This window comes from Nonomuraea sp. NPDC004354 (assembly GCF_053602555.1).
In genome coordinates this window covers 333987-355822 of record NZ_JBSGDV010000004.1, presented here as the reverse complement: position 1 = coordinate 355822, position 21836 = coordinate 333987, and the positions used below count along the sequence as shown (strand labels likewise).

General features: G+C 70.7%; 19 protein-coding genes. 13 read left to right on the top strand and 6 right to left on the bottom strand.

Going from position 1 to position 21836, the window contains the following annotated elements:
* Positions 1–48: 48 nt before the first annotated feature.
* Complete coding sequence (locus ACWENQ_RS16440) at positions 49–648, top strand: PadR family transcriptional regulator (RefSeq protein WP_452414841.1); 600 nt, start codon at positions 49–51, stop codon at positions 646–648.
* 160 nt (positions 649–808) lie between these two features.
* Here ACWENQ_RS16440 and ACWENQ_RS16435 read toward each other — a convergent pair whose 3' ends face one another.
* The 3 genes from ACWENQ_RS16435 to ACWENQ_RS16425 form a co-directional block, all read right to left on the bottom strand.
* A complete protein-coding gene (locus ACWENQ_RS16435; protein WP_452414840.1) occupies positions 809–1396 on the bottom strand; it encodes a hypothetical protein in 588 nt (195 codons plus the stop codon).
* A 476-nt stretch (positions 1397–1872) separates the two neighbouring features.
* Entirely contained in the window at positions 1873–2907 is a 1035-nt protein-coding gene (locus ACWENQ_RS16430; RefSeq protein WP_449919013.1) for a hypothetical protein, read from the bottom strand.
* 180 nt (positions 2908–3087) lie between these two features.
* Positions 3088–4086 carry a hypothetical protein gene (locus tag ACWENQ_RS16425; RefSeq protein ID WP_449919016.1) on the bottom strand — a complete coding sequence of 333 codons (999 nt, stop codon included), beginning with the start codon at positions 4084–4086 and terminating at the stop codon, positions 3088–3090.
* Between the two features lie 214 nt (positions 4087–4300).
* Between ACWENQ_RS16425 and ACWENQ_RS16420 the strand changes: the two genes are divergently transcribed.
* Entirely contained in the window at positions 4301–6160 is a 1860-nt protein-coding gene (locus tag ACWENQ_RS16420) for a hypothetical protein (RefSeq protein ID WP_452414839.1), read from the top strand.
* 79 nt (positions 6161–6239) lie between these two features.
* Here ACWENQ_RS16420 and ACWENQ_RS16415 read toward each other — a convergent pair whose 3' ends face one another.
* Entirely contained in the window at positions 6240–7226 is a 987-nt protein-coding gene (locus ACWENQ_RS16415) for a LuxR C-terminal-related transcriptional regulator (protein ID WP_452414837.1), read from the bottom strand.
* Between the two features lie 156 nt (positions 7227–7382).
* On the opposite strand from ACWENQ_RS16415, the gene ACWENQ_RS16410 reads away from it, so the two are divergent.
* From ACWENQ_RS16410 to ACWENQ_RS16385, 6 genes are all read left to right on the top strand, one after another.
* On the top strand, positions 7383–7616 hold the full coding sequence (locus tag ACWENQ_RS16410) for a heavy-metal-associated domain-containing protein (protein ID WP_452414835.1): 234 nt from the start codon (positions 7383–7385) through the stop codon (positions 7614–7616).
* Between the two features lie 312 nt (positions 7617–7928).
* A complete protein-coding gene (locus ACWENQ_RS16405) occupies positions 7929–9317 on the top strand; it encodes an MFS transporter (protein ID WP_449919025.1) in 1389 nt (462 codons plus the stop codon).
* A gap of 61 nt (positions 9318–9378) precedes the next feature.
* The gene (locus ACWENQ_RS16400; protein ID WP_449919027.1) at positions 9379–9660 is read left to right on the top strand and encodes a metal-sensitive transcriptional regulator; all 282 of its coding nucleotides are present in this window, start codon (positions 9379–9381) and stop codon (positions 9658–9660) included.
* 14 nt (positions 9661–9674) lie between these two features.
* Positions 9675–9884, top strand: coding sequence for a heavy-metal-associated domain-containing protein (locus ACWENQ_RS16395; RefSeq protein WP_354908218.1), 210 nt, complete (start codon positions 9675–9677; stop codon positions 9882–9884).
* A complete protein-coding gene (locus ACWENQ_RS16390) occupies positions 9881–10885 on the top strand; it encodes a hypothetical protein (RefSeq protein ID WP_449919032.1) in 1005 nt (334 codons plus the stop codon). Before ACWENQ_RS16395 ends, ACWENQ_RS16390 begins: the two co-directional genes overlap by 4 nt.
* Positions 10886–10913: 28 nt before the next feature.
* Entirely contained in the window at positions 10914–13154 is a 2241-nt protein-coding gene (locus tag ACWENQ_RS16385; protein ID WP_354908221.1) for a heavy metal translocating P-type ATPase, read from the top strand.
* A gap of 138 nt (positions 13155–13292) precedes the next feature.
* On the opposite strand, the gene ACWENQ_RS16380 is transcribed toward ACWENQ_RS16385, so the two are convergent.
* Positions 13293–14264 carry a C40 family peptidase gene (locus tag ACWENQ_RS16380; protein WP_452414833.1) on the bottom strand — a complete coding sequence of 324 codons (972 nt, stop codon included), beginning with the start codon at positions 14262–14264 and terminating at the stop codon, positions 13293–13295.
* 307 nt (positions 14265–14571) lie between these two features.
* Positions 14572–14781, bottom strand: coding sequence for a heavy-metal-associated domain-containing protein (locus ACWENQ_RS16375; RefSeq protein WP_452414832.1), 210 nt, complete (start codon positions 14779–14781; stop codon positions 14572–14574).
* Positions 14782–14932: 151 nt separating this feature from the next.
* On the opposite strand from ACWENQ_RS16375, the gene ACWENQ_RS16370 reads away from it, so the two are divergent.
* The 5 genes from ACWENQ_RS16370 (at position 14933) to ACWENQ_RS16350 (ending at position 21721) form a co-directional block, all read left to right on the top strand.
* Positions 14933–16099 carry an NAD(P)/FAD-dependent oxidoreductase gene (locus tag ACWENQ_RS16370; RefSeq protein WP_452414831.1) on the top strand — a complete coding sequence of 389 codons (1167 nt, stop codon included), beginning with the start codon at positions 14933–14935 and terminating at the stop codon, positions 16097–16099.
* A 127-nt stretch (positions 16100–16226) separates the two neighbouring features.
* A complete protein-coding gene (locus ACWENQ_RS16365) occupies positions 16227–17612 on the top strand; it encodes a serine hydrolase domain-containing protein (protein WP_452414829.1) in 1386 nt (461 codons plus the stop codon).
* A 262-nt stretch (positions 17613–17874) separates the two neighbouring features.
* Positions 17875–19875, top strand: a complete 2001-nt coding sequence (locus ACWENQ_RS16360; protein ID WP_452414828.1) for an ABC transporter ATP-binding protein — start codon at positions 17875–17877, stop codon at positions 19873–19875.
* On the top strand, positions 19872–20822 hold the full coding sequence (locus tag ACWENQ_RS16355; protein ID WP_449919045.1) for an ABC transporter permease: 951 nt from the start codon (positions 19872–19874) through the stop codon (positions 20820–20822). The genes ACWENQ_RS16360 and ACWENQ_RS16355 overlap by 4 nt, the downstream gene beginning before the upstream one ends.
* On the top strand, positions 20819–21721 hold the full coding sequence (locus tag ACWENQ_RS16350) for an ABC transporter permease (RefSeq protein ID WP_449919047.1): 903 nt from the start codon (positions 20819–20821) through the stop codon (positions 21719–21721). The genes ACWENQ_RS16355 and ACWENQ_RS16350 overlap by 4 nt, the downstream gene beginning before the upstream one ends.
* The last annotated feature ends 115 nt before the right edge of the window (positions 21722–21836 follow it).

Sequence of the window (21836 nt, the reverse complement as noted above, 5' to 3'; positions counted from 1 at the left end):
GTTGCAGTGCAACTAGTTTCACGTCAACTAGTTGCTAAGATCAGGGCCATGAAGTCTTCGCCACTCGGTCTGACCGTGCTCGCGCTCCTGCACGGCGGGCCGCTGCACCCGTACCGGATCCAGCGGCTGCTGAAGGAGTACGGAAAGGACCAGGTGGTCAACGTCGGGCAGCGGTCGAGCCTGTACCGCACGATCGACCGGCTGCTCGCCGGCGGGTTGGTCACCGTCAAGGAGACCGAGCGCGACCAGCTCTACCCCGAGCGGACCGTCTACGAGATCACGGACGCGGGGCGGGAGGCGACGCGCCGGTGGCTGCACGAGATGCTCGGCGTGCCCAGGCAGGAGTTCCCCGAGTTCGCCGTGGGCCTGGCGCACCTGCTCATGCTCTCGCCGGCGGAGATGACGGCGGTGCTGGAGAAACGGGCCGTCGCGCTGGCCGAACGGCTGGCGGCCCTGGACGCGAGCCTGGGCTCGGATGCCGCGCGCCGGTTGCCCCGGATCACGGTGATCGAGATCGAGTACCTCCGCACGATGGCCGCCGCGGAGGCCGGCTGGGTGGCCTCGGTCCTGGATGACGTGCGCACCGGTCGCCTGACCGCGGTGACCCCTGCCGACCTGGCCCCCTTCGCCGCCCCGCCCGAGGGCTGAGCCTCAGGCGCGGTCGACCCGCCCGTCAGGAGTTCGGGCCGCGAACCGACTGCCAGATCCGTTCGGGCAGCAGCCTGGCGCCGCCGAGGGCGGCGCCGGCCAGGTGGTCGTCAGCCGGGGGTGGAAGGCACCGGACGGCGGGCGACCACCCCTCCGCGTTCTAGGCCCGCCAGAAGCGGACGCACATCATCCGATTGATCCCGGCGGATGCCCAGACGCCGGGCGAGCCCCATCCCAGCGAGGTGCCGCCGCATCCGGGCAGGCTCCAGGCCATCCACCGGTTACAGGTGTTCGGCCCGGACAGCGCCGTCATCAGCCCTCGGGAGGCCGTGTTGTTGTCCCACGTAGCGAGGTTGACATCCTGCACCGGGCCCTGGTTGAGCGTGTAGCAGGGGTTTCTGGCCCAGACGTAGAACTGGCCGCCGTTGAACTTGTCGAACAGGACTTCGCCGTAGATGGTTTCAGCCGCCTTGGCGGCCTTGAGGGCCTTGGCGGATGTGAAGCACCTGACCTTGGAGAGATCGTCCGTCGTGGCCGCACAGTACTGGTGTGAGGCGTCCGGTGCGGCTGTGACGCTCTCGGCCTGGGCGGGTGCTCCGAGCCCCAGCGTCATCGCGAAGACGGCCGCCAGGACGGCGAAAGCGCGCTTCGTTCCTCCGTTCCTCTCGTCTCGCTTGATCGTTGCCGGCACGGCATGAGCGGCCCTTGCGTGTTTCGCCAGGGCGGCGATGCGCTGAAGAGATCTCACTGCGTGACTCCTGTCGGGTCGGGACGGTGTGCCTTGATCGGCGTGAGATCACTTTCGGAAGGCCGGCGGGGTGTCCACCACCCGTGGACGGCGGATGCGGACAACGACCGGACACCGGACAGGTCTGGACAGCGGCTGACCGGCGAGAAAACAGAGTTGAGACGCGCGCCCGATCGTGATGACCCGGTGTCCGGGCGGCGCGATCCCGCCAGGTGCGCCGGTCGTCAGGCGGCGGCCTGGCGGATGAGGTCGGCGACCGCGGCCGGCTGGGAGACGTAGACGGCGTGGCGGCAGCGGCTTCCGGCCTCGGTGTCACCGATCGCCTCGAACACCTCGGCCGCCCGCGCGTAGGTGCGGCGGCTCTCCTCGGTGCGGCCTTCGTCGGCCAGCGAGGCGACCCGCTGGACCCGAGCCTACTCGGCGGCCACGGCGGCCCCCAGGGGTCACGCGGAGATCGTGCGGGCCGCTCCCTCCGGTCAGCGGAAGTCGGTGATGCGGAACACCGCCAGCATGTCCGCGCCCCTGGAACCGGTCGAGAACGAGGCCTCCGCGCCGACCCATCCGCGGAAGGCTCCCTTGTCGTCGATGATCTGCATGAGCGGCTTGACGTGGGAGTTGCCGGTGTAGCAGAACTCGCCGCGCTCCATCGCCAGACAGGTGCACCAGTGCCACAACGTGTCGCGGCGATCGGAGTTGGAGATCTTCGTGAGGTAGTACTGGATGGAACTCACGTTCGCTTTCGTCCCGCCTCCGTACCTGGGGCATCCGCCCGACTTCTGGCAGGCGCCCGCGGACGACGGTTGCAGGTAGGTCAGGCACCAGGTGGTGTCGGCACAGGCGCGGAAGGAGGAATGAGCGAACCTCTGACCACCGGTGGCGACGATCCTGCCGCCCGCCCAGCTCGTCAGGTCCTGCCTGAGAGTGCCGGCGAACGCCTTCACCGAACTCATCGCGCGCCGGGTGCCGAGCGCCGCGTTGCTGCCGTAGCCGTAACCGTGGGTGGCCAGCGTGCTGGACTTGAGGTCCAGGCGGGCCAGAGCGCCGTCGGGGGAGGGCCGCACGTACCACTGCTCGGTCCACGTCTGGGCGATCTTCCACCGGATGCTCACCACGTTGCCCGACACGGTGTACGTTCCGGTGCGGTTCTCGTCGGGGGAGCCGGTGAAACCCCCGGCGGTGAGCACCTCGCAGGTACGGGGGAGCGAGCGGGAACCGCCTGCCCTGGTGGTGCAGCCCGAGTCGGGGGTGTTGCCGGTGGGCTGCCTGGCCTCGGGATGGCGCTGCCACCACAGATACAGAGCCGCGGTCACCGTGCCGTCGGCGGCGAAGCGGTAGCTGCCGAGCCGTACCCAGTTCTGGCTGGATGCGGCCTTCAGGTGTCCTTGCGAGACGACATAGGTCGCCTTGCCGCCCGGCAGGGCCGCGGTGGAGGCGGCAGCAGGCCAAGGGGCGGCCATGCAGGTGAGGAGGAGGGTGAAGGCCGCCGCAGCAGCGGAGAGGACCGCGCGCATGAAGTCTCCCGATCATGACGGACTTTGCCGATGATGCGCGAGTGACGATAACGGAGAAAGGCCGTGCGCGGGTGACGATCTGTGTGAAAGAACCTCGCACCGCTTGTCAGGCCCGCGCCTTGCCGTACGAATCCGCTGATCACGAACGGTGAGACCCATCGAGCGGGCCGTACCACGCGGTCACACCCAGCCCCGCTCGCGCGCGGTCAACGCCGCCTGCGCGCGGCTACCCGCGTCGAGCACCCGCAGCAGATCCGCTATGTGCCGGCGGTAGGTGCGCAGCGACATGCCGGCCCGCCGGGCGCCCACCTCGTCCTTGCTCACGGTGCACATACAGGTCAGCACCCGCAGCTGCGTCTCGGAGAGCTGGATGACCCGCCCGGCGTCGGGGGCCGTCAGCTCGGCGAGGTCCGTCGCCGCCGCCCACAGCCTCTCGAACAGGCTGATGACGCCGCCCACCAGAGTGCTCTCCTCGATGCGAAGGGCGCCCCTGCCGGTGTCGTGGAGGTCGATCGGGAGGAGCGCCGTGCGTCGGTCGTAGACCAGCATCAGGTCCGACAACTCGTCCGCGACCCTGATCTGCGCACCGTCGGCGTGCAGTTCCCGCAGATAGCCCAGGGTCGCCGGATCCTCCAGGGCGGAGGCGCGCACGAGGTTCCGGATGCGCACGCCGCGCCGCAGACAGCGGGCGTCGACGGGCCGCCCGTGCGCGATGTCCCGCGGTGACAGCGTGTCGTAGGGCTCGGCGGCCAGTACCTCGTCCCGGGCGCTGAAGGCCAGCTGGTCGATGTGGGCGCGTACCTCCCGCGCGTCTTCCAGCCGGCGGAGCGCGACGCCCGCGCCGTCGGCCGTCCCGGAGAGCCCCGGCACCGGGTCCTGCCGGTCGCGCTGCAGCGAACGCACGATGGGCCAGGGGTCCACGAGCCGGCGCATCGTCCGGTGCATCGCCTCGAGCTGTTCCTCGATCAGCCGGGGCACGGCCACCTCGGGCTCCGACGCCCACGTGCTCTCGTCGTCCCCGTGCAGGAGCCGCAGGTCGCGCAGGCGCGAGAGCGCCCGCGTCGCGCTCTCCTCGTCGAAGGAGAACACCTCGCGGATGTCGCGTGCGGGCGTGCGTGGATGGCGCAGGAAGTGGCGGTACACGTCCTCCTCGGTTCCGGTCAGGCCGAGTACGGACATGGTGTGGCCCTGCATGTCTTCCCCCCGCGCGTTCGGTCCCGCGTGCCTGGTGACCACGGAGGACAAACTAGTCGGGAAGCAAACAAACCAAGTCTCACGGGAGTCTCACAGTCTCACGAGGGCCGCAGCCCGGTTCCTCGCCGCGTCGCCGGGTCGATGAGGTGTTCGCCACGTGCGGCGACGGACCGTTCGTCGAGGAGTGCAAGGAGATCTGATGGCAGAGACACCAGAGGCCGGGCCCGCTCCGGGCGTGACCCCGGACGTCCTGCGGGAGGCACTGACGAGGCACGCGCTCGTCAACCTCACGGGCCCCCTCGGCATCGGCAAGTCCCGGCTCGTGTCGAGCCTGACCTCGGTGCCGGTGCTGGATCTGTCGCAGCCGGGCACCCGGCAGGCCGTACCGGCCGCGCTCGCCGAACAGACCAGGACACCGCTCGCCCTCGACGGCGCCGACAGCGAGGCAGCGCTGTCCGCGCTGGAGGCCGTGCGGACCCGGCGGCCGGAGCACGGCAGGCCGGTTCTGATCGTGAGCAGGCGCTCGCTGCTGGCCCACCCGGCCTGGACCCTGTCGGGAGTCACGGTCCTCACGGTCTCCGCCTGGCAGGACGAGCGGATCAGGAAGCTGGCCGCCGACGCGCAGCTGCACGCCCCGCGAAGCCGGGACCTGGTCGTCCGCCTCGCCGCAGGCAACCCGCTGATCGCCGGCGCGGCATGCCGGGCGCTGCACGCAGGCGCCTCCCCGCACGTTGCGGGGGCGGTGGCCGACCAGGTCACCCGGGAGATCGTCGAACGGCTGTCGCGCGAGTCGCCCGCTGCCCGCTGGCGGGGCGCACTGGACCGGCTGGCCACCGTGTGGTCGGGCGACGAGGCGCTGCTGAAGGTCGACCCGGAGCTGTTCGACGCCCTCGGCGGGCTCAGCGTCGTCACCCGCACCGAGCTCGGGCTCGCCGTGGCCGAGCCGTTCCGCACGGTGATCGAGCTGGCGCACCGGTGGCGGCAACCGGCCGCCCACCGCGGCACGCGGACCCGGGCGCTGGCCTACCGCAAGCGCCTGGTGGCCACCGAGCCGAGCGCCGAGTACCGCAGCCGCCTCGCCGAGGGCGTCATGGCGCTGTCCGACGACGCGGCCGTGCGCGAGACGTTGTTTCCCGCCAGGTTCCCCGCCGGCCTGCCCACGGGTCTGGTCCACACCGCCGACCCCGGGGACGCCGACGACATCGGGCAGCTGATGCACCGCTGGGCCCGGCACGGAGGGCTGGACCCCCGGCGAACCGACCGCATGGTGGAGCAATGGCTGCGCGACGACCCCTCGGGCTTCCATCTGCTGAAGGACGGCGACGGCCGGTCCGCCGGCCTCATCGGCCTGCTCCACGTCACCGAGCGCACCGCGACCAGCGTGGAGTCGCTGCTCCAGGAACACACCGACGGGCTCTTCGACCGGCCTCGGGGCGCCGGCAGCCTGGTCCTCGGGGCCGCCTACTGCCCCGAGGCGGGCCTGCACGCCTTCCTGCTGCGCCACCTGCTGCACCAGGTCCGCTCCCGCGGCGTCCTGCTGACGGTCTCCACGCCGAACCCCGTCTACCAGCGGCTCCTGCACGGTCTGCGGTTCCGGCGGCACGGCACGACCACCGACGACATCTACCGGTGCGGACGCAGGCCCGAGATCTACAGCCAGGACTTCGGCCAGGACGCGCTGTCCGACTGGGTGGAGCGGCTCGTCCCCGCCCCGGACGGGGGCGCCGCCCAGGGCCCGACGGGCCGGGAGGTGGGCTGGGCCCTGACCCACATCCGTGACCAGGCCAGACTGGCCGACAGCCCGCTGCTGTCCTGCGCACGCACGGCGACGGTGAAGGACCTGCAGGAGTGGCTGCGCGACGCGGTGCGCACCCTGGAGGACGGCGACGCACCGGAGGACACCGAGGCGGGGTGGATCCTGCGGCACTACTACCTGGGCAGACCGCGCACGCACCAGCAGCTCGCCCGGCAGCTCCACATCAGCAGGGCCACCTATTTCCGCCGGCTCCACCACGGTCTGGACACCCTGGCCCGGCTGCTGTCCGCCGACGATTCGTGACGCGCGAGCCCGGTTCGGCAGGAACGCGACTACCCCTGCCGCCGGTGGTAACCAGCGGTTCCGTCCTCCTTCCGGGCGGTCAGTCGAGCCAGCCCAGCCGGGTGGCGCGCACACCTGCCTGGAACCGGCTGCCCGCCCCGAGCATCGTGGAAAGCTCGCCGACCACCCGTGTCACCGTACGCGTCGACACACCGAGGCTCCGGGCGATGGCGTCGTCCTTCGCCCCCTCCGCCAGCATGCGGAGCACCGCGCGTTGCTGCTCCGTCAGCGTGCTGCCGTCCGCCGAGCGGGGCACGTCATCGAGCTCGGACGCCGTCATCCAGAGGTAGTCGTAGATCGCCGCCAGCGACCTGACCACGTTGGCGCTCCGGATCAGCACCGCACCCGCGTCCAGGTCGTCCGGATCAGCCTGGACGATCGCCAGACGCCGGTCGTAGACCAGCATCCTGGTGGGAATGACCGGGGCGACCCTGACTTCGACCCCGCGCGCCGCCCGCGCTCGCAGGAGCTCCCGCATGGGAGGGTCGGCCAGCGCGATCTGGGCGTGCATCGACCGCACGCGGACACCCTTGGTCACGTGGATCCTGTCGCGCTCGTAGACGGCCCCCATCCTGCGGGGATCCCAGTTGGCCGGCGGGTGCAGCGCCACGACCTCGTGCCGTACCGTCGTGGCCAGATCATCCAGCCGCTGGGCGAGCCGCGTCGTGTGCTCCTCACGCGCGTAGAACTCCACATGGACGTCGTCGCCGTCCCCGGCAGCCAGTCCCAGGTAGTTCCTGGCCACGGCCGCTGTCATGACGTGCTGCTGGACCAGCTTGTCCAGGGCCCGATGGCCGCGCTCCAGGCTGAGCATCAGGGCCGCCGTCGTCTCGACGGTCAGCTCCGACTCGGGATTGAGCAGGCCGAGCCGTACCAGTCGGTTCCGTGCGCGGGACTCCTCGACCGGGGTCAGGGCGAGCGCGGCCGACGCGGCGGCGAGCGACTCGCCTCTGGCATGCATGCGCTGGTACAGGGCCTGGGCGTGGCGATCGTCGTCCACAGGGGAGGAGCCGGTCTGGTCGGACATACGACCAACAGTAGGAGATGTCCTCTTCTCGCCATGGCGTGACCCCGAAGCCTCCACAGCTCCGCAAGGCGCTCCAACTCCGCGAAGATCTCTCACGAGGGCGGACTCGAGTCATCTGCCTGATCTTCGTACGCATGAAGCGCAAGGAGGAACGGGATGATCACCGTTGCCTACAGTCTGATCACCTACATCGTCACGGGGCTGTCTCCGGACAGCTGCGGCCACTGTCTCGCCGGAATCAAGTCCGAGCTCATCCAGGTGCCGGGTGTCGTCGGTGTGGACATGAACCCGAGGGAGGCGAAGATCAGCATCCTGACCGACGGTCCTGTGGACGAGGAGCTCGTCAGGGCGGCGATCGACGCCGCCGGCTGCGATGTCGTCGGCTCCTGACACACATGGTCCGGTCGGGCGTCGAGGTCGCGATGCCCGACAGGATGACTTACTAGCATGAGTAGTAAATCGGCTGGGCGGCTCCGGCGTCGAGGACGGCCGCCACCTGAATCGACGCCGAGCGGGGTTCCGGCAAGGGGTTTCGGAGTTGATCCGGAGCCCCTTTCCGTGGTCCTGGCGCCGATGGAGCCGAACGGGGGGCCGCCTCACGCGGACGTGCGGGAAACCCGGTCTCTTGCAAACCCCATGGGGGTATGTTACGTTCCCTGCCGTCGAAGACACATACCCCTACCAGGTATAGGAATGAGCGTCATGTCAGCAAATCCGCGCCGGTGGTGGGCACTCATCGTGCTCGCCGCCGCGCAATTCATGGTCATCATGGACACGTCGATCATCGGAGTGGCGCTGCCGGACATGCAGCGCGACCTCGGCTTCTCCCAGGGCGGCCTGCAGTGGGTGTTCAACGCCTACGTGGTCGCCTTCGGCGGGCTGCTGCTGCTGGGCGGTCGCCTGTCCGATCTGTTCGGCGCCCGCAAGATCTTCACGGCGGGCTGGGCGATCCTGATCATCGGTTCTGTCGTCGCCGCGGCCGCGAGCAGCGCGTGGGTCGAGATCCTCGGCCGGGCCGTCCAGGGTGTCGGTGGCGCGCTCATCGCCCCGGCAGCCATGACGCTGCTGATGATGCTCTTCAGCCACGACCCGCGCGAGCTCGGCAAGGCCATGTCCCTGTACGGCGCGGCCGCCCCGGCCGGCGGTACGGCCGGCGTCTTCCTCGGCGGCGTCATCACCGAGTACCTCAGCTGGCCGTGGGTGTTCATCGTGTACATCCCGATCGGCGTGGCCACCCTGCTGGCCGTCCCCGCCCTTCTTCCCGCCACTCCCGGCAGGCGCGGCTCGGTCGATGTGCTCGGCGGCATCTCCGCCACCGCGGGAGTCGCTCTGGTCGTCTACGCCATCGTCGACATGAACTGGGCCGTCGCCCTCGGCGGTGCGGCACTGCTCGCGCTGTTCTTCGTCATCCAGCGCACGGTGAAGGCGCCGCTGATGCCGCTGTCGATCTGGCGGACGCCGGGCCTGGCCACCGCCAACCTGGCGATGACCCTGCTGGGTGCGGCGTGGATTCCGATGTGGTACTTCCTGAACCTCTACCTGCAGCAGGTGCTCGGCTACGGCGCCTTCCCCAGCGGCGCGGCGTTGCTGCCGATGACCGTCGCCATCATGATCTTCATGATCGGGATCACCGCGAGGCTGCTCGGCCGCTTCGGTGCCAAGCCGCTCATCGTCCTCGGCCTGCTCGTCCTGGCGGCGGGGGTCGCGGGGCTGTCCTTCGCCCGGCCTGACGGCACCTTCGTCGCCGACGTGCTGCCTGCCAGCCTGATCGCCGCGGTCGGCATGTCGCTGGCCTACATCCCGGCCATGATGTCGGCGATGTCGGGAGCGCGTCCTGAGGACGCCGGTCTCGCCTCGGGCATCGTCAACACCACCTACAACGTGGGCTCGGCTCTCGGCCTGGCGGTCATGACCGCCATCGCCACCTCGCAGGGGGCCGGTGAGCTGGGCGACCTCGGCAAGCTCACGGAGGGTTTCCAAGCGGCCTTCATCGGGGCGGCGGTCGTCGCCGTGGCCGGCGCGCTGCTTTCGCTGGTGCTCATGCGCCGGCCGGCGGCCGTGCAGGAGCAGCCCGACCCCGCGCGAATTTGACATTGGAATACCCTAGGGGGGTATGGTGTTCTCGTAGGAGACAGAGCGAGGGGAGCGGGTGATGGCCGGTTACACCGACGCGAAGCACGACCACCTCCGGCGGCTGCGCCGGATCGAAGGGCAGGCCAGAGGCCTGCAGCGGATGGTCGAGGACGACAAGTACTGCATCGACATCCTCACGCAGGTGTCCGCCGCCACCAGCGCCCTCCAGTCCTTCGCTCTGTCCCTCCTCGAAGAGCACCTGGCCCACTGCGTCACCGAGGCCACCGTCAAGGGCGGACCCGAAGCGCAAGCCAAGGTCAAGGAAGCCACCGACGCCATCGCACGACTCGTCCGTTCCTGAAGGAGTGAATCGATATGAGCACCGCCACCTACACCGTCAAGGGCATGACCTGCGGCCACTGCGTCAGCTCGGTCAAGGAAGAGGTCAGCGAGGTCACGGGAGTGACAGGCGTCGAGGTGGACCTGGCCACCGGCCTGCTGACCGTCCAGAGCGAGCAGCCCGTCGAGGCCGGCCAGATCGTCGCCGCCGTCGAGGCGGCCGGATACGAAGTGACGAACCAGTGAACACTCCAGCCAAGCTCGGCGCCTACGTCCTGGGCCTTGCCGTCGTCTTCGGCGGGGCCCTGGGCGTGGGCAACGCGGTCGGCGAGGTCGGCGCGCCGCCCCAGGCGAACAGCCACAGCCAGGGCGCGGGCCACACCCCGAGCAGCCGGCCGACAGGCGCACACGACGGCGGAACGCACACCACGAACGCCAAGCCCGCTGAGGCGGCTTCAGAAGATACCCCCGGGGGGCTCCAAGTGTCCGAGAACGGTTACACGCTCAACCCGCTCACCACCACGATCAAGCCTGGCGAGCCGACCGACTTCCAGTTCACGGTGACGGGCCCGAACGGTGGCGCCGTGACCGACTACCAGGTGCAGCACGACAAGAAGCTCCACTTCATCGTGGTCTCCAGGGACCTCGGCAGCTTCCAGCACCTGCACCCGGTGGAGGCGGGCAACGGTGTCTGGTCGGTGAAGCTGACGCTGCCGGCGGCGGGCGCCTACCGGGCCTTCGCCGACTTCGCCCCCACCGGCGGCAGCGCCCTGACGCTCGGCGCGGATCTGCTCGTGGCCGGCGACTACACGCCCAAGGCGCTGCCGGCGGCCAGCCGTACGGCCGACGTGGACGGCTACACCGTCACCTTGGACGGCGACCTGGTTCCCGGCCAGGCGAGCAAGCTCACCCTCAAGGTGAACAAGGACGGCAAGCCGGTCACCGACCTGCAGCCCTACCTCGGCGCCTACGGCCACCTCGTCGCCCTGCGCGGCAGCGACCTGGCCTACCTGCACGTGCACCCCGACGGCGAGCCCGGCGACGGCAAGACCAAGGCCGGCCCCGAGATCGTCTTCTACGCCGAGGTGCCGAGCAGGGGCGACTACCGCCTCTTCCTGGACTTCCAGCACGAGGGCAAGGTCCGCACCGCCGACTTCACCGTGAACACCGGGCAGACCGCCACCGCCACCGCGAAGCCCACGCCGAGCACCGCGAAGTCCGGCGGGCACGGCGACCACAAGCACTGATCCGCAGGACCCTGAGAAAGGAGAGGTGATGTCCTCCCTCACCGACGACAAGCCCCAAGGCTCGGTCGAACTATCGATCGGCGGCATGACCTGCGCGTCCTGCGCCAACCGGATCGAGCGGAAGCTGAACAAGCTCGAGGGCGTGACCGCGACGGTCAACTACGCGACGGAGAAGGCGAAGGTCACCTTTCCTGAGGGAGTGGACCCGCAGGAGCTGATCGCCACGGTGGAGTCGGCGGGCTACACCGCCGCGCTCCCCGCGCCGCCGCGTGCCGAGTCGGCCCCCGAAGCCGAGCCCGAGGACGAGCTGCGTCCGCTGCGCAACCGGCTGTTCACCTCGCTGGCGCTGAGCATCCCGGTGATCGCGATGGCGATGATCCCGCCGCTGCAGTTCACCAACTGGCAGTGGCTGTCGCTGACGCTGGCCGCGCCGGTCGTCGTCTACGCCGGCTGGCCGTTCCACAAGGCCGCATGGACCAACCTGCGCCACGGCGCGGCGACCATGGACACGCTGGTCTCCCTGGGCACGCTCGCCGCGCTGGGCTGGTCGCTGTGGGCGCTGTTCTTCGGTACGGCCGGCACCCCCGGCATGACCCACCCGTTCGAGTTCACCATCGCCAGGACCGACGGCTCGGGCAACATCTACCTCGAGGCCGCGGCGGGCGTGACGGCGTTCATCCTGGCGGGGCGCTACTTCGAGGCCCGGTCGAAGCGCCGGGCGGGCGCCGCGCTGCGGGCGCTGCTGGAACTGGGCGCCAAGGACGTGGCCGTCCTCCGCGACGGCGTCGAGGTCCGCATCCCCACCGGCCAGTTGGCGGTGGGAGACCGGTTCGTGGTGCGGCCGGGCGAGAAGATCGCCACCGACGGCGTGGTCGAGGAGGGCTCGAGCGCGGTCGACGCCTCCATGCTGACCGGCGAGTCGGTCCCGGTGGAGGTGCGGCCGGGCGACGCGGTCACCGGTGCGACCGTCAACGCGGGTGGTCGCCTGGTCGTGCGCGCCACCCGGATCGGGGCCGACACCCAGCTGGCCCAGATGGCCAAGCTGGTCGAGGACGCGCAGACCGGTAAGGCGCAGGTCCAGCGGCTGGCTGACCGCATCTCGGGCATCTTCGTCCCCATCGTCATCGCCTTGGCCCTGGGCACGCTGGGCTTCTGGCTGGGCACCGGCGGCGGCGCGGGCGCGGCCTTCACCGCCGCGGTCGCGGTGCTGATCATCGCCTGCCCGTGCGCGCTGGGTCTGGCCACGCCGACGGCGCTGCTGGTCGGCACGGGCAGGGGCGCGCAGCTCGGCATCCTGATCAAGGGGCCGGAGGTGCTGGAATCCACCCGCAAGGTCGACACCGTGGTGCTGGACAAGACCGGCACCGTCACCGAGGGCAGGATGACGCTGGTCGCCACGCACGTGGCCGACGGCGAGGACGCCGACGAGGTCCTGCGCCTGGCAGGCGCGCTGGAGCACGCCTCCGAGCATCCCATCGCCCAGGCCGTCGCACGCGGCGCCGCCGACAAGGTGGGCAGCCTGCCCACCCCGGAGGACTTCGCCAACATCGAAGGCCTCGGCGTCCAGGGCATCGTCGACGGGCACGCCGTCCTCGTCGGCCGGCCCAAGCTGCTGGCCGAATGGTCCCAGCACCTGCCCGTCGATCTCGAGCGTGCGCTGGAGGCGGCCCAGGCCGCCGGCCGTACGGCGGTCGCGGTCGGCTGGGACGGCAAGGCACGCGCGGTGCTGGAAGTGGCGGACGTGGTCAAGCCCACCTCCGCCGAGGCCATCCGGCAGCTGCGCGCGCTCGGTCTCACCCCGGTGCTGCTCACCGGCGACAACGAGGCGGTCGCCAGGACCGTCGCGGCCGAGGTCGGCATCGACGAGGTGATCGCCGAGGTGCTGCCCAAGGACAAGGTGGACGTCGTCAAGGAACTGCAGGCCGAGGGCCGGACGGTCGCCATGGTGGGCGACGGGGTCAACGACGCCGCCGCCCTCGCCCAGGCCGACCTGGGCCTGGCGATGGGCACCGGCACCGACGCCGCCATCGAGGCCTCCGACCTCACCCTCGTCAGGGGCGACCTGCGGGTGGCCGCCGACGCCATCCGGCTGTCCCGCCGGACGCTCCGCACCATCAAGGGCAACCTGTTCTGGGCCTTCGCCTACAACGTGGCCGCCCTGCCGCTGGCCGCGATGGGGCTGCTGAACCCGATGATCGCCGGTGCCGCGATGGCGTTCTCCAGCGTCTTCGTGGTGAGCAACAGCCTCAGGCTGCGCGGCTTCAAGTAGGGCGGCGGCGAGGAGGAGAAGAACCCCCGACATGGCCGGAGACAATGGCGTCTCCGGCCATGCCGGCGTCCTCAGGCACGACCCTGGGGACACGCGCAGGACAGAGGCGCCTGGCCGCGGCCGCCCGGTGGCGCCGCGTCAAGGACGCACCGCTCCGAGCAGGCGGTTGCGCCAGTAATCGTCCAGGTCGACGACCTTGACGACGTCCCCGGTCTGGGGCGCGTGGACCATCTTTCCGTTGCCGGCGTACATGCCCATATGGCCCAGGCCCTTGCTGAAGAGGAGATCTCCCGGTTGCAGCTCGTCCAGGGACACGCGGCGATCGGCGCCCCAGCTCCACTGGTCCCAGGTGGTGCGGGGCAGTTCGACACCGGCCACCCGCCAGCTCGCCTGGGTGAAGCCGGAGCAGTCGTAGGAACCGGGGCCGGTGGCGCCGTATCGATACGGCTTGCCGATCTGCGCGTAGGCGAACTGGAGGGCCAGGCGCGCGTTCCCCGAGGCGGAGCCGGTGTACGTGACGCCCGTGCTGGTGGGGTCGCCCTGCTTGAAGGCGCCCAGTCTGCGCAGGAGCTTGATCTGGTCGCGGACCAGGCTGTCGACTTTCGTCTTCTCACCGCGGACGCGGTCACGCGCGGCGTCCGCCTCGGACAGGGCGGTCTTGGCGGCGACCCGCTGCTCACGCAGCTCCTTCGTGGCCGCCTCGAAGGCGGCCAGCTCCGCTGTGCTGGTCTGTGCCATCTGCTCGATCGAGGCGAGCGATCCCAGCATCGCCTGTGGTTCGCCCTGGACGAAGAGATGCCCCCAGCCGGTCGGGTCGCCGTACTGGTAGCGGTTGACCGCCACCGTGACGAGGCTCTGGCGCAGGGCGTCGACGCGCGCTCCCTTCGCCTTGAGGTCGGCGTTGAGGGAGTCGTACTTCTTCTTGGCCTTCCGGTGCGTCTCCGTGGCCTGGTTGTACTTCTCGACCATCTGATCAGCGCGCTCGTTGAGCTTCACGAGCCGGGCTCGGGCCTCAGGGATGGTGGGCGGTGGCGCGGCGAGGGCGCCTCCCTGTACGGAGATCGGGGCGGCCAGAGCAAGCACGACAGCCGCCGACCTCAACTTCACCACTACGATGCTCCCTCGTACTCGCGTAGCCGTGGCCGAAATGGTACAGAAGTGGCGCAGCCATTTCGCCGGGTTTGCCAGGTTGTCTGAGGGAAGACGGGCATCGATCGCCTACTATCGTGGCTCGTCCATCAGGCTGACATTCGGTCGGGACCCGTGGTGGGCAAGCCGTGGGCACCCTTCCGGTCATCTGTCGCCCGCGCGGACCGGCTCCGGCCCTACCGGCGACAGGAGGAAGGGTGCCGGCGCTCGGACATGACAACAGGCCGGCGCGCCGCCTGCGCACCGGCCTGGTGGGAGCTTGGTCGAGTCAGCTACCGACGAGCTCGTATCCCGCCTCTTCGACCGCCTCCCTCACCCTGGCCTCGTCGACGGGTCCGTCGGCGGTCACCGTCACCTTGCCGGAGGCAAGCTCGACATCGACGGCGGACACTCCGGAGACCTTGCCGACCTCGGACTTCACCGTGCCGACGCAGTGTCCGCAGGTCATTCCGGATACAACGAACGTACTGGTGGTCATCACTTTCACCCTCTCCTCAAATACCCCGGGCGGGTATCGGCATCCTGCACCATATGCGCCCGCGGTCGAAGTCGCAACCCATACCGGGTGAGGGTATATGAGACGAAGATCACATCGTCTGCATATACCCCCCTTGGGTATGTTGTCGGCCATGAGAAACCTACGAAGAGTTGTCGTCGTCGGCGCCTCCCTCGCGGGGCTCCGCGCGGTCCAGAGTCTCCGGCGAGAAGGGTTCGACGGGGACATCACGCTGATCGGCGCGGAGAAGCACACGCCCTACAACCGCCCGCCGCTGTCCAAGAGCGTCCTTCGCGGGGACGACGACGTCTCGTTGCCCGGCGCGGAGGAGCTGGACGACCACTGGCTGCGCGGCCGGCAGGCGGTACGGCTGCGCACCACCGACAAGACGGTCCTTCTCGACGACGGCTCCGAGGTGGGCTACGACGGTCTGGTCATCGCCACAGGCGCGAGACCGCGAAGCGTTCCTGGGCCGCTCGACGGAGTGCACACGCTCCGCACCATCGAGGACGCGCTGGCCCTGCGGGCGGAACTGGAGTCCGGCGCCGAGCATCTGGTGATCATCGGTGGCGGGTTCATCGGGGGAGAAGTCGCCTCAACCGCCCGCGGGCTGGGGGTGAAGGTGACCGTCGTCGACGCGGGGCCGTACCCGATGAGCCGCACTCTGGGGACGGCGACGGGGCAGTGGTTGGCGGCGCATCACGAGCGCAACGGCGTCGAGCTGATCTCAGGCGTGCGGGTGTCCGGCGTGCGGGGAACGAAACGGGTGACCGCTGTCACGCTGACGGACGGCAGGAGCATTCCCGCGGACCTCGTGGTGGCCGCGGCGGGCGTGACGCCCAACACCGAGTGGCTGGAGGGCAGCGGACTGGCGCTCGACGACGGCTTGCTCTGCGACGCCACGCTCTTCGCCCGCGGCCATGACGACATCGTGGCGGCCGGCGACGTGGCCCGCTGGCCGCACGAGATGTACGACGGAGAGCTGGTCCGCGTGGAGCACTGGTCCAATGCCAACGACCAGGGCGGGGTGGCCGCCAAGAACCTCCTGGCCGGCCGGCAGGACGCCAGGCCCTATCTCGAGGTGCCGTCCTTCGCCACGCACGTGCACGGCGCCAGGATCCAGACCGCGGGTCTCCCGCACCTGGCGGACGAGGCACAGATCGTCGCGGGATCGCTCGAGGAGGACCGGTTCGCGGTGGCCTTCACCCGGCGGGGCGTGGCGACGGGCGCCGTGGCGGTCAACTCTCCCAAGGACTGGATACGGCTCAAGCGCGAGATCACGGCCTCGGGCGGGCGCTGAAGCCCGGCAGTCCGGAAGACGCTTGGCCGAGCCCACGAACGGGCGGGCCGCCAGTGGTGCGACCTGACGAACACCACCGTGTCCGCCGCCCCTATGCTCCCCCGGAAACGAGCCAGAGGGGAAATCGGTGTCGAAACTGGATGAGATCGCTGCGTGGTTGCGGCACCGGCTGCCGGATCTGCTCGCGGAGAACCAGGTACCAGGGGCGGCGGTGGCGGTCTGCGCCGGCGACGGGACGGCCGACGCCGCGGCCGGGCTGCTCAACACCGTCACGGGCGTCGAGGCCACGGCCGACTCGCTCTTCCAGATCGGCTCGATCACCAAGGTGCTGACCACGACGTTGGCCATGCAACTGGTCGACGAGGGCAGGCTCAACCTCGACGCGCCGGTGCGGGCCTACCTGCCCGGCTTCGTGATCGCCGACGAGCGCGCGGCCGCGCGGATCACCGTACGGCAGCTGATGTGTCACGTCGCGGGCTTCGAAGGCGACATCTTCACCGACACCGGCAAGGGCGACGACTGCCTCGAGAAGTACGTCGACCTCCTGCGCGAGGTGCCGCAGCTGTTCGAGCCCGGGGAGATGTTCTCCTACAACAACGCCGGCTTCTGCGTGCTGGGCCGGATCGTCGAGGTCGTCCGGGGCAGGCCGTTCGACGACTGCATGCGGGCGCACCTGTTCGAGCCCCTGGGCCTGACGCACGCCGCGAACGACCCGTACGACGCGATCCTCCACCGCGCCGCGGTCGGGCACATCGAGCAGGAGCCCGGTGGCCCGCTCGAACCCACCCGCGTCTGGGCGCTGGCCCGATCGAACGCGCCGGCCGGCTCGATGCTGGCGATGCGCGCCCGCGACCTGCTGGCCTTCGCCCGCATGCACCTGGCCGGCGGCCTGGGGCCGGACGGCCGCGCCGTGCTCAGCCAGGAGAGCGTCCGGGCGATGCGGCAGCCGCAGGTCACCCAGCCGGATCTCGACCAGGGCACCGGCTGGGGCCTCGGCTGGGAGCTCTTCCACCGCCCCGACCGGGCGGTCTTCGGCCACGACGGCAACACCATCGGCCAGTCGGCGTTCCTGCGCGTGGTCCCGGAGCGCGACGTGGCGCTGGTGATCCTCACCAACGGCGGCACACCGAAGCCGGTCTTCCGCGAGCTCGCCGGGCGCGTGCTCGGCGAACTCGCCGGCGTCGAGCCGGGCGAGGCGCCCCGGCCGGACCCGGCCGCGCCCCCGTTGAACGCCGCCCGCTACGCCGGTACCTACCTGTCGAGCACCTCGCGGACCACGGTGAGCCGGGACGCCGAAGGGCGGCTGTGGCTGGACCGCGTACCCCTTGGCGTCACCGCCGACCTGGACGAGGCGCCGTACCGCACCGAACTGGTCGCCTGGCGCGGCGACTCGGTGCTCCCGACCGAACCCGAGCGGGGCGTCCGCGCGCCGCTCGCCTTCCTCGGAGACGACGGGCAGGGGCGCGCCCTCTACCTGCACACCGGCCGGGCCGACCGGCGCGCGCCGTCCTGAACGCCTGGCTGTTCTGTCCCGCGAGGTTCGGTACGCGACCGGCGGGACAGAACGCCTGGCCGTTCACGATTCCCGCCCCGCCGCGACGGCTCGCGGCGATCAGTTCGTCCCGGTGGACGAACGCGGGCTTCAAGGTTCGATCGACGTGACGAACACCACCAGGGGGATCGGGTCCCACTATCGTCGAATGGATTGGGAGAGCACTGCCTTGAGCACTGCCTTGAGCACGGCCGATGATTCCACGAAGGCGGATGGCGGCCGCGTGCTGACGATCCGTGACCTGTCGGTCGAGATCCGGCGGGGCGATCGGGTCGTCCGCCCCGTCTCCGGCGTCAGCCTGACGCTCGACCGAGGCGAGACGCTGGGGATCGTCGGCGAGACAGGGTCCGGCAAGTCGATGACCGGTCTGGCGATCATGGGCATGCTGCCGGCCGGCGGCCGGGTCACCGCCGGCTCGATCGACCTGGACGGCAGGGAGCTCGTCGGGCTGCCCGCCGCGCAGTACCGCGCGATCAGGGGCAACGACGTGGCGATGGTCTTCCAGGACTCGATGACCGCGCTGAACCCCACCAAGCGCATCGGCGAGCAGGTCGCCGAGCCGGTTCGGCTGCACCGCGGCGCCTCGAAGCGGGAGGCGCGCGCCCGCGCCGAGGAGATGCTGGCCCTCGTGGGGCTGCCGCGGCCGGCCGAGCGGCTGGACGACTTCCCGCACCAGCTCTCCGGCGGCATGCGGCAGCGCGTGATGATCGCGATGGCGCTGGTCTGCGAGCCCCGGCTCGTCATCGCCGACGAGCCGACCACCGCGCTCGACGTCACCATCCAGGCGGAGATCCTCGACCTCCTCGACGACCTCAGGTCCCGGCTGGGCATGTCGATGATCCTGGTCACCCACGACATGGGGGTGATCGCCCGGCATGCCGACCGCGTCGGGGTGATGTACGCCGGGCGCGTGGCCGAGACCGGGCCGACGCCCGTGCTGTTCGCCCGGACACGGCACCGCTACACCCAGGCGCTGCTCTCCTCGATCCCGTCGCTCACGCAGGACCGCAACGAGGAGCTCTTCAGCATCCCCGGGGCGCCCCCGGACCTGACCGTGGCCCAGGCGGGCTGCCCGTTCGCGCCGCGTTGCGCCGCCGCGACCGACCGGTGCCGCCAGGAGCCCCCGACGCCCGCGACCGAGGCCGACGGCCACGTCTACGCCTGCTGGCACCCCGCCGACGGCCCGGCCGCCAGGGCCCGCGCGCGGCTGGTCGTCCCGGCGCCGGTCGTCACGGAGCCGCGCCTGCGCGTGGTCGACCTCCGGCGCGAGCACCCGGCGGGCAGGGCCGGCCTGTTCGGCGGCCGCCGCACCGTCAAGGCGGTCTCAGGCGTGAGCTTCGAGGTGGCGGCGGGGGAGACCTTCGGGCTCGTCGGCGAGTCGGGCTGCGGCAAGTCCTCCCTGGGCCGCATGCTCGTGGCTCTCGACCGGCCCACCTCCGGTGAGGTGATCTTCGACGGCGAACCGGTCACCCGGATGAGCGCCCGGACGCTGGGGCCCCGCCGTACCCAGTTGCAGATGATGTTCCAGGACTCCAACGCCTCCCTCGACCCGCGCATGCGCATCGGCACGATCCTGCGCGAACCCCTGGCCATCCAGGGGATCGGCACCCGCGCCCAGCGCACCGCCCGCGCCCGCGAGCTCCTGCGGGACGTGGGCCTGCCGGCGAGCATGCTGGAGCGCTACCCCTACGAGCTGTCCGGCGGGCAGCGGCAGCGGGTGGGCCTGGCCCGCGCGCTCGCCCTGGACCCGAAGGTGCTGGTCGCCGACGAACCGGTCAGCGCCCTGGACGTCTCCATCCGCTCGCAGGTCCTCAACCTGATGCGCCGCATCCAGCTCGAACGCGGGCTCAGCAGCGTGGTGATCTCGCACGACCTCGCGGTGGTGCGGTACCTGGCCGACCGCGTCGGCGTCATGTACCTGGGCAAGCTGGTCGAGACCGGCACCACCGAGGAGGTGTACGGCTCAGCCGCGCACCCCTACACCGCGGGGCTGCTGGCCGCGATCCCTGAGGCCGACCCCGATGCGCCGCGACCCCCTGCGGCCGCGAGGGTGCACGGCGAGCTGCCAAGCCCCATCGACCCGCCCAGCGGCTGCCGGTTCCGCACCCGGTGCGCCCTGGCGACCGAGTTGTGCGCCCAGAAGGAGCCCCCCTTGACACCGGTCACCGGCACCCACCACGTCGCCTGCCACCACCCACTGCGCCGAGCGGAGTCTCGCTCATGACCTGGTACGTGCTCCGCCGCCTGGCGGTCTCGCTCCTCGTCCTGCTCGGGATCTCCGCGGTCGTCTTCCTCATGCTGCACCTGGTGTCGGACAGCCCGGGACGTGTCGTCCTCGGGCAGCGCGCCTCGCCGGAGGCCGTGGCGGCCTTCAACCGGGAGCACGGCTTCGACCGCCCGGTCGTCGTGCAGTACATCAGCTACCTCGGCCAGCTGCTCCAGGGCGACCTGGGCCGGTCGTACAAGCTGAACGAGAACGTGGGCGCGCTGCTGGCGCGGAACGCCGGCCGCAGCGCGATGCTGTCGCTGGCCGGGCTGGTGCTGGCGCTGCTTGTCGCGGTCCCGCTCGGCATCCTGCAGGCGGTCCGGCGCAACAGCCTCGTCGACCGGGTCGCCACCGCGGCGTCGTACGTGCTCTACGCGACGCCGTCGTTCCTGCTCGGGCTGCTGCTGATCGCCGTCTTCAGCCAGACGATCCCGATCTTCCCGGCGGAGGCGTCGCAGTCGCACTCGCCGTGGGTCGTCTTCACCGATCCGCGGGCGATGGCGCTGCCGGTCATCACCCTCGCGGTCACCAGCGTCGCGATCTTCGCGCAGTACCAGCGTTCCGCCGCCCTCGACCAGCTCGGCCAGGACTACGTGCGAGTCGCGCGCGCCAAGGGCCTGCCCGAGCGGCTGATCCTCACCCGCCACCTGCTGCGCAACGCCTGCCTGCCGCTGGTCATGCTGGTCGGCACGCTCGTCCCCACGCTGCTGGCGGGCAACCTGATCGTCGAGTCGCTCTTCAACTATCCCGGCCTGGGCCTGCTGTTCCTCAACAGCCTGCAGCGCGAGGACTACCCGGTGCTCCTGGCCTACACCCTCATCGGCGGCGTCCTGACCGTGGCCGGCAACTTCATCGCCGACGTCGCGGTGGCGGCCGCCGACCGCCGAATCGAGCTGAGCGCATGACCGCACCAGACCTGACCGCCGTTCCATCCCCCGAGGCCGAGACGTCGGCGGACAGGAACCGGGTCTCGACCCGGTCGGTCCTGCGCGGGCTGCGCCGGCATCCGCTCGGCCTGGCCGGCGGGCTGCTCCTGCTGCTCATCGCCGGGTTCTGCTTCCTCGGGCCGCTGTTCTACCAGACCAACCAGACCGACGTGGACCTGGTCAACGCGGCGCTGCCGCCCGGCCCCGGCTACCCGCTCGGGACCGACACCAACGGCTTCGACGTACTCGGCCGGCTGATGTCCGGCGGCCAGGTGTCGCTGCAGATCGGGCTGCTGTCCGCGCTTGTCGCCACCACGATCGGCACCGTCTACGGGGCCGTGGCGGGGCTGGCAGGGGGCGTGGTCGACGGGTTCATGATGCGGCTGGTCGACGTCATGTTGTCGATCCCGTTCCTGTTCTTCGTGCTCATCCTGTCGGCCCGCTTCCACGCCGACGCGCTGTCGCTGAGCCTCGTCATCGGCGGATTCTCCTGGCTCGTCTCCGCCCGGCTGGTGCGCGGCGAGGTGCTGACCCTGCGGGTGAGGGAGTTCGTGCTGGCCGCCAAGCTGATGGGCGCCTCCCGCCGGCGGACCATCCTCACCCACCTGATCCCGAACGCGCTCGGCGTCATCATCGTCACCATCACCTTCCAGGTCGCCGACGCCGTCCTGGTCGTGGCCGCCCTGGGCTTCCTGGGCTTCGGCCTGACCTACCCCACCGCCGACTGGGGCAGCCAGCTGGCCAGCGGCGTCACCTTCATCTCCGCCGACTACTGGTGGCTGGTCTATCCGGTCGGCGGCTGCATCGTCCTCACCGTGCTGGCGCTCAACCTGCTCGCCGACGCGCTCCGCGACGCGGTCGGGCGCCGGGCCGACTGATGACCTGTTCGCCAGGACGGAGGCGGGCGCGCGGAATTGTCCGCACCGCCGAACACGGGCCGAAGCCGCCGGTGCATCGTCAACGCACCCCGCACACTTCTCCAGGGAGCCATCA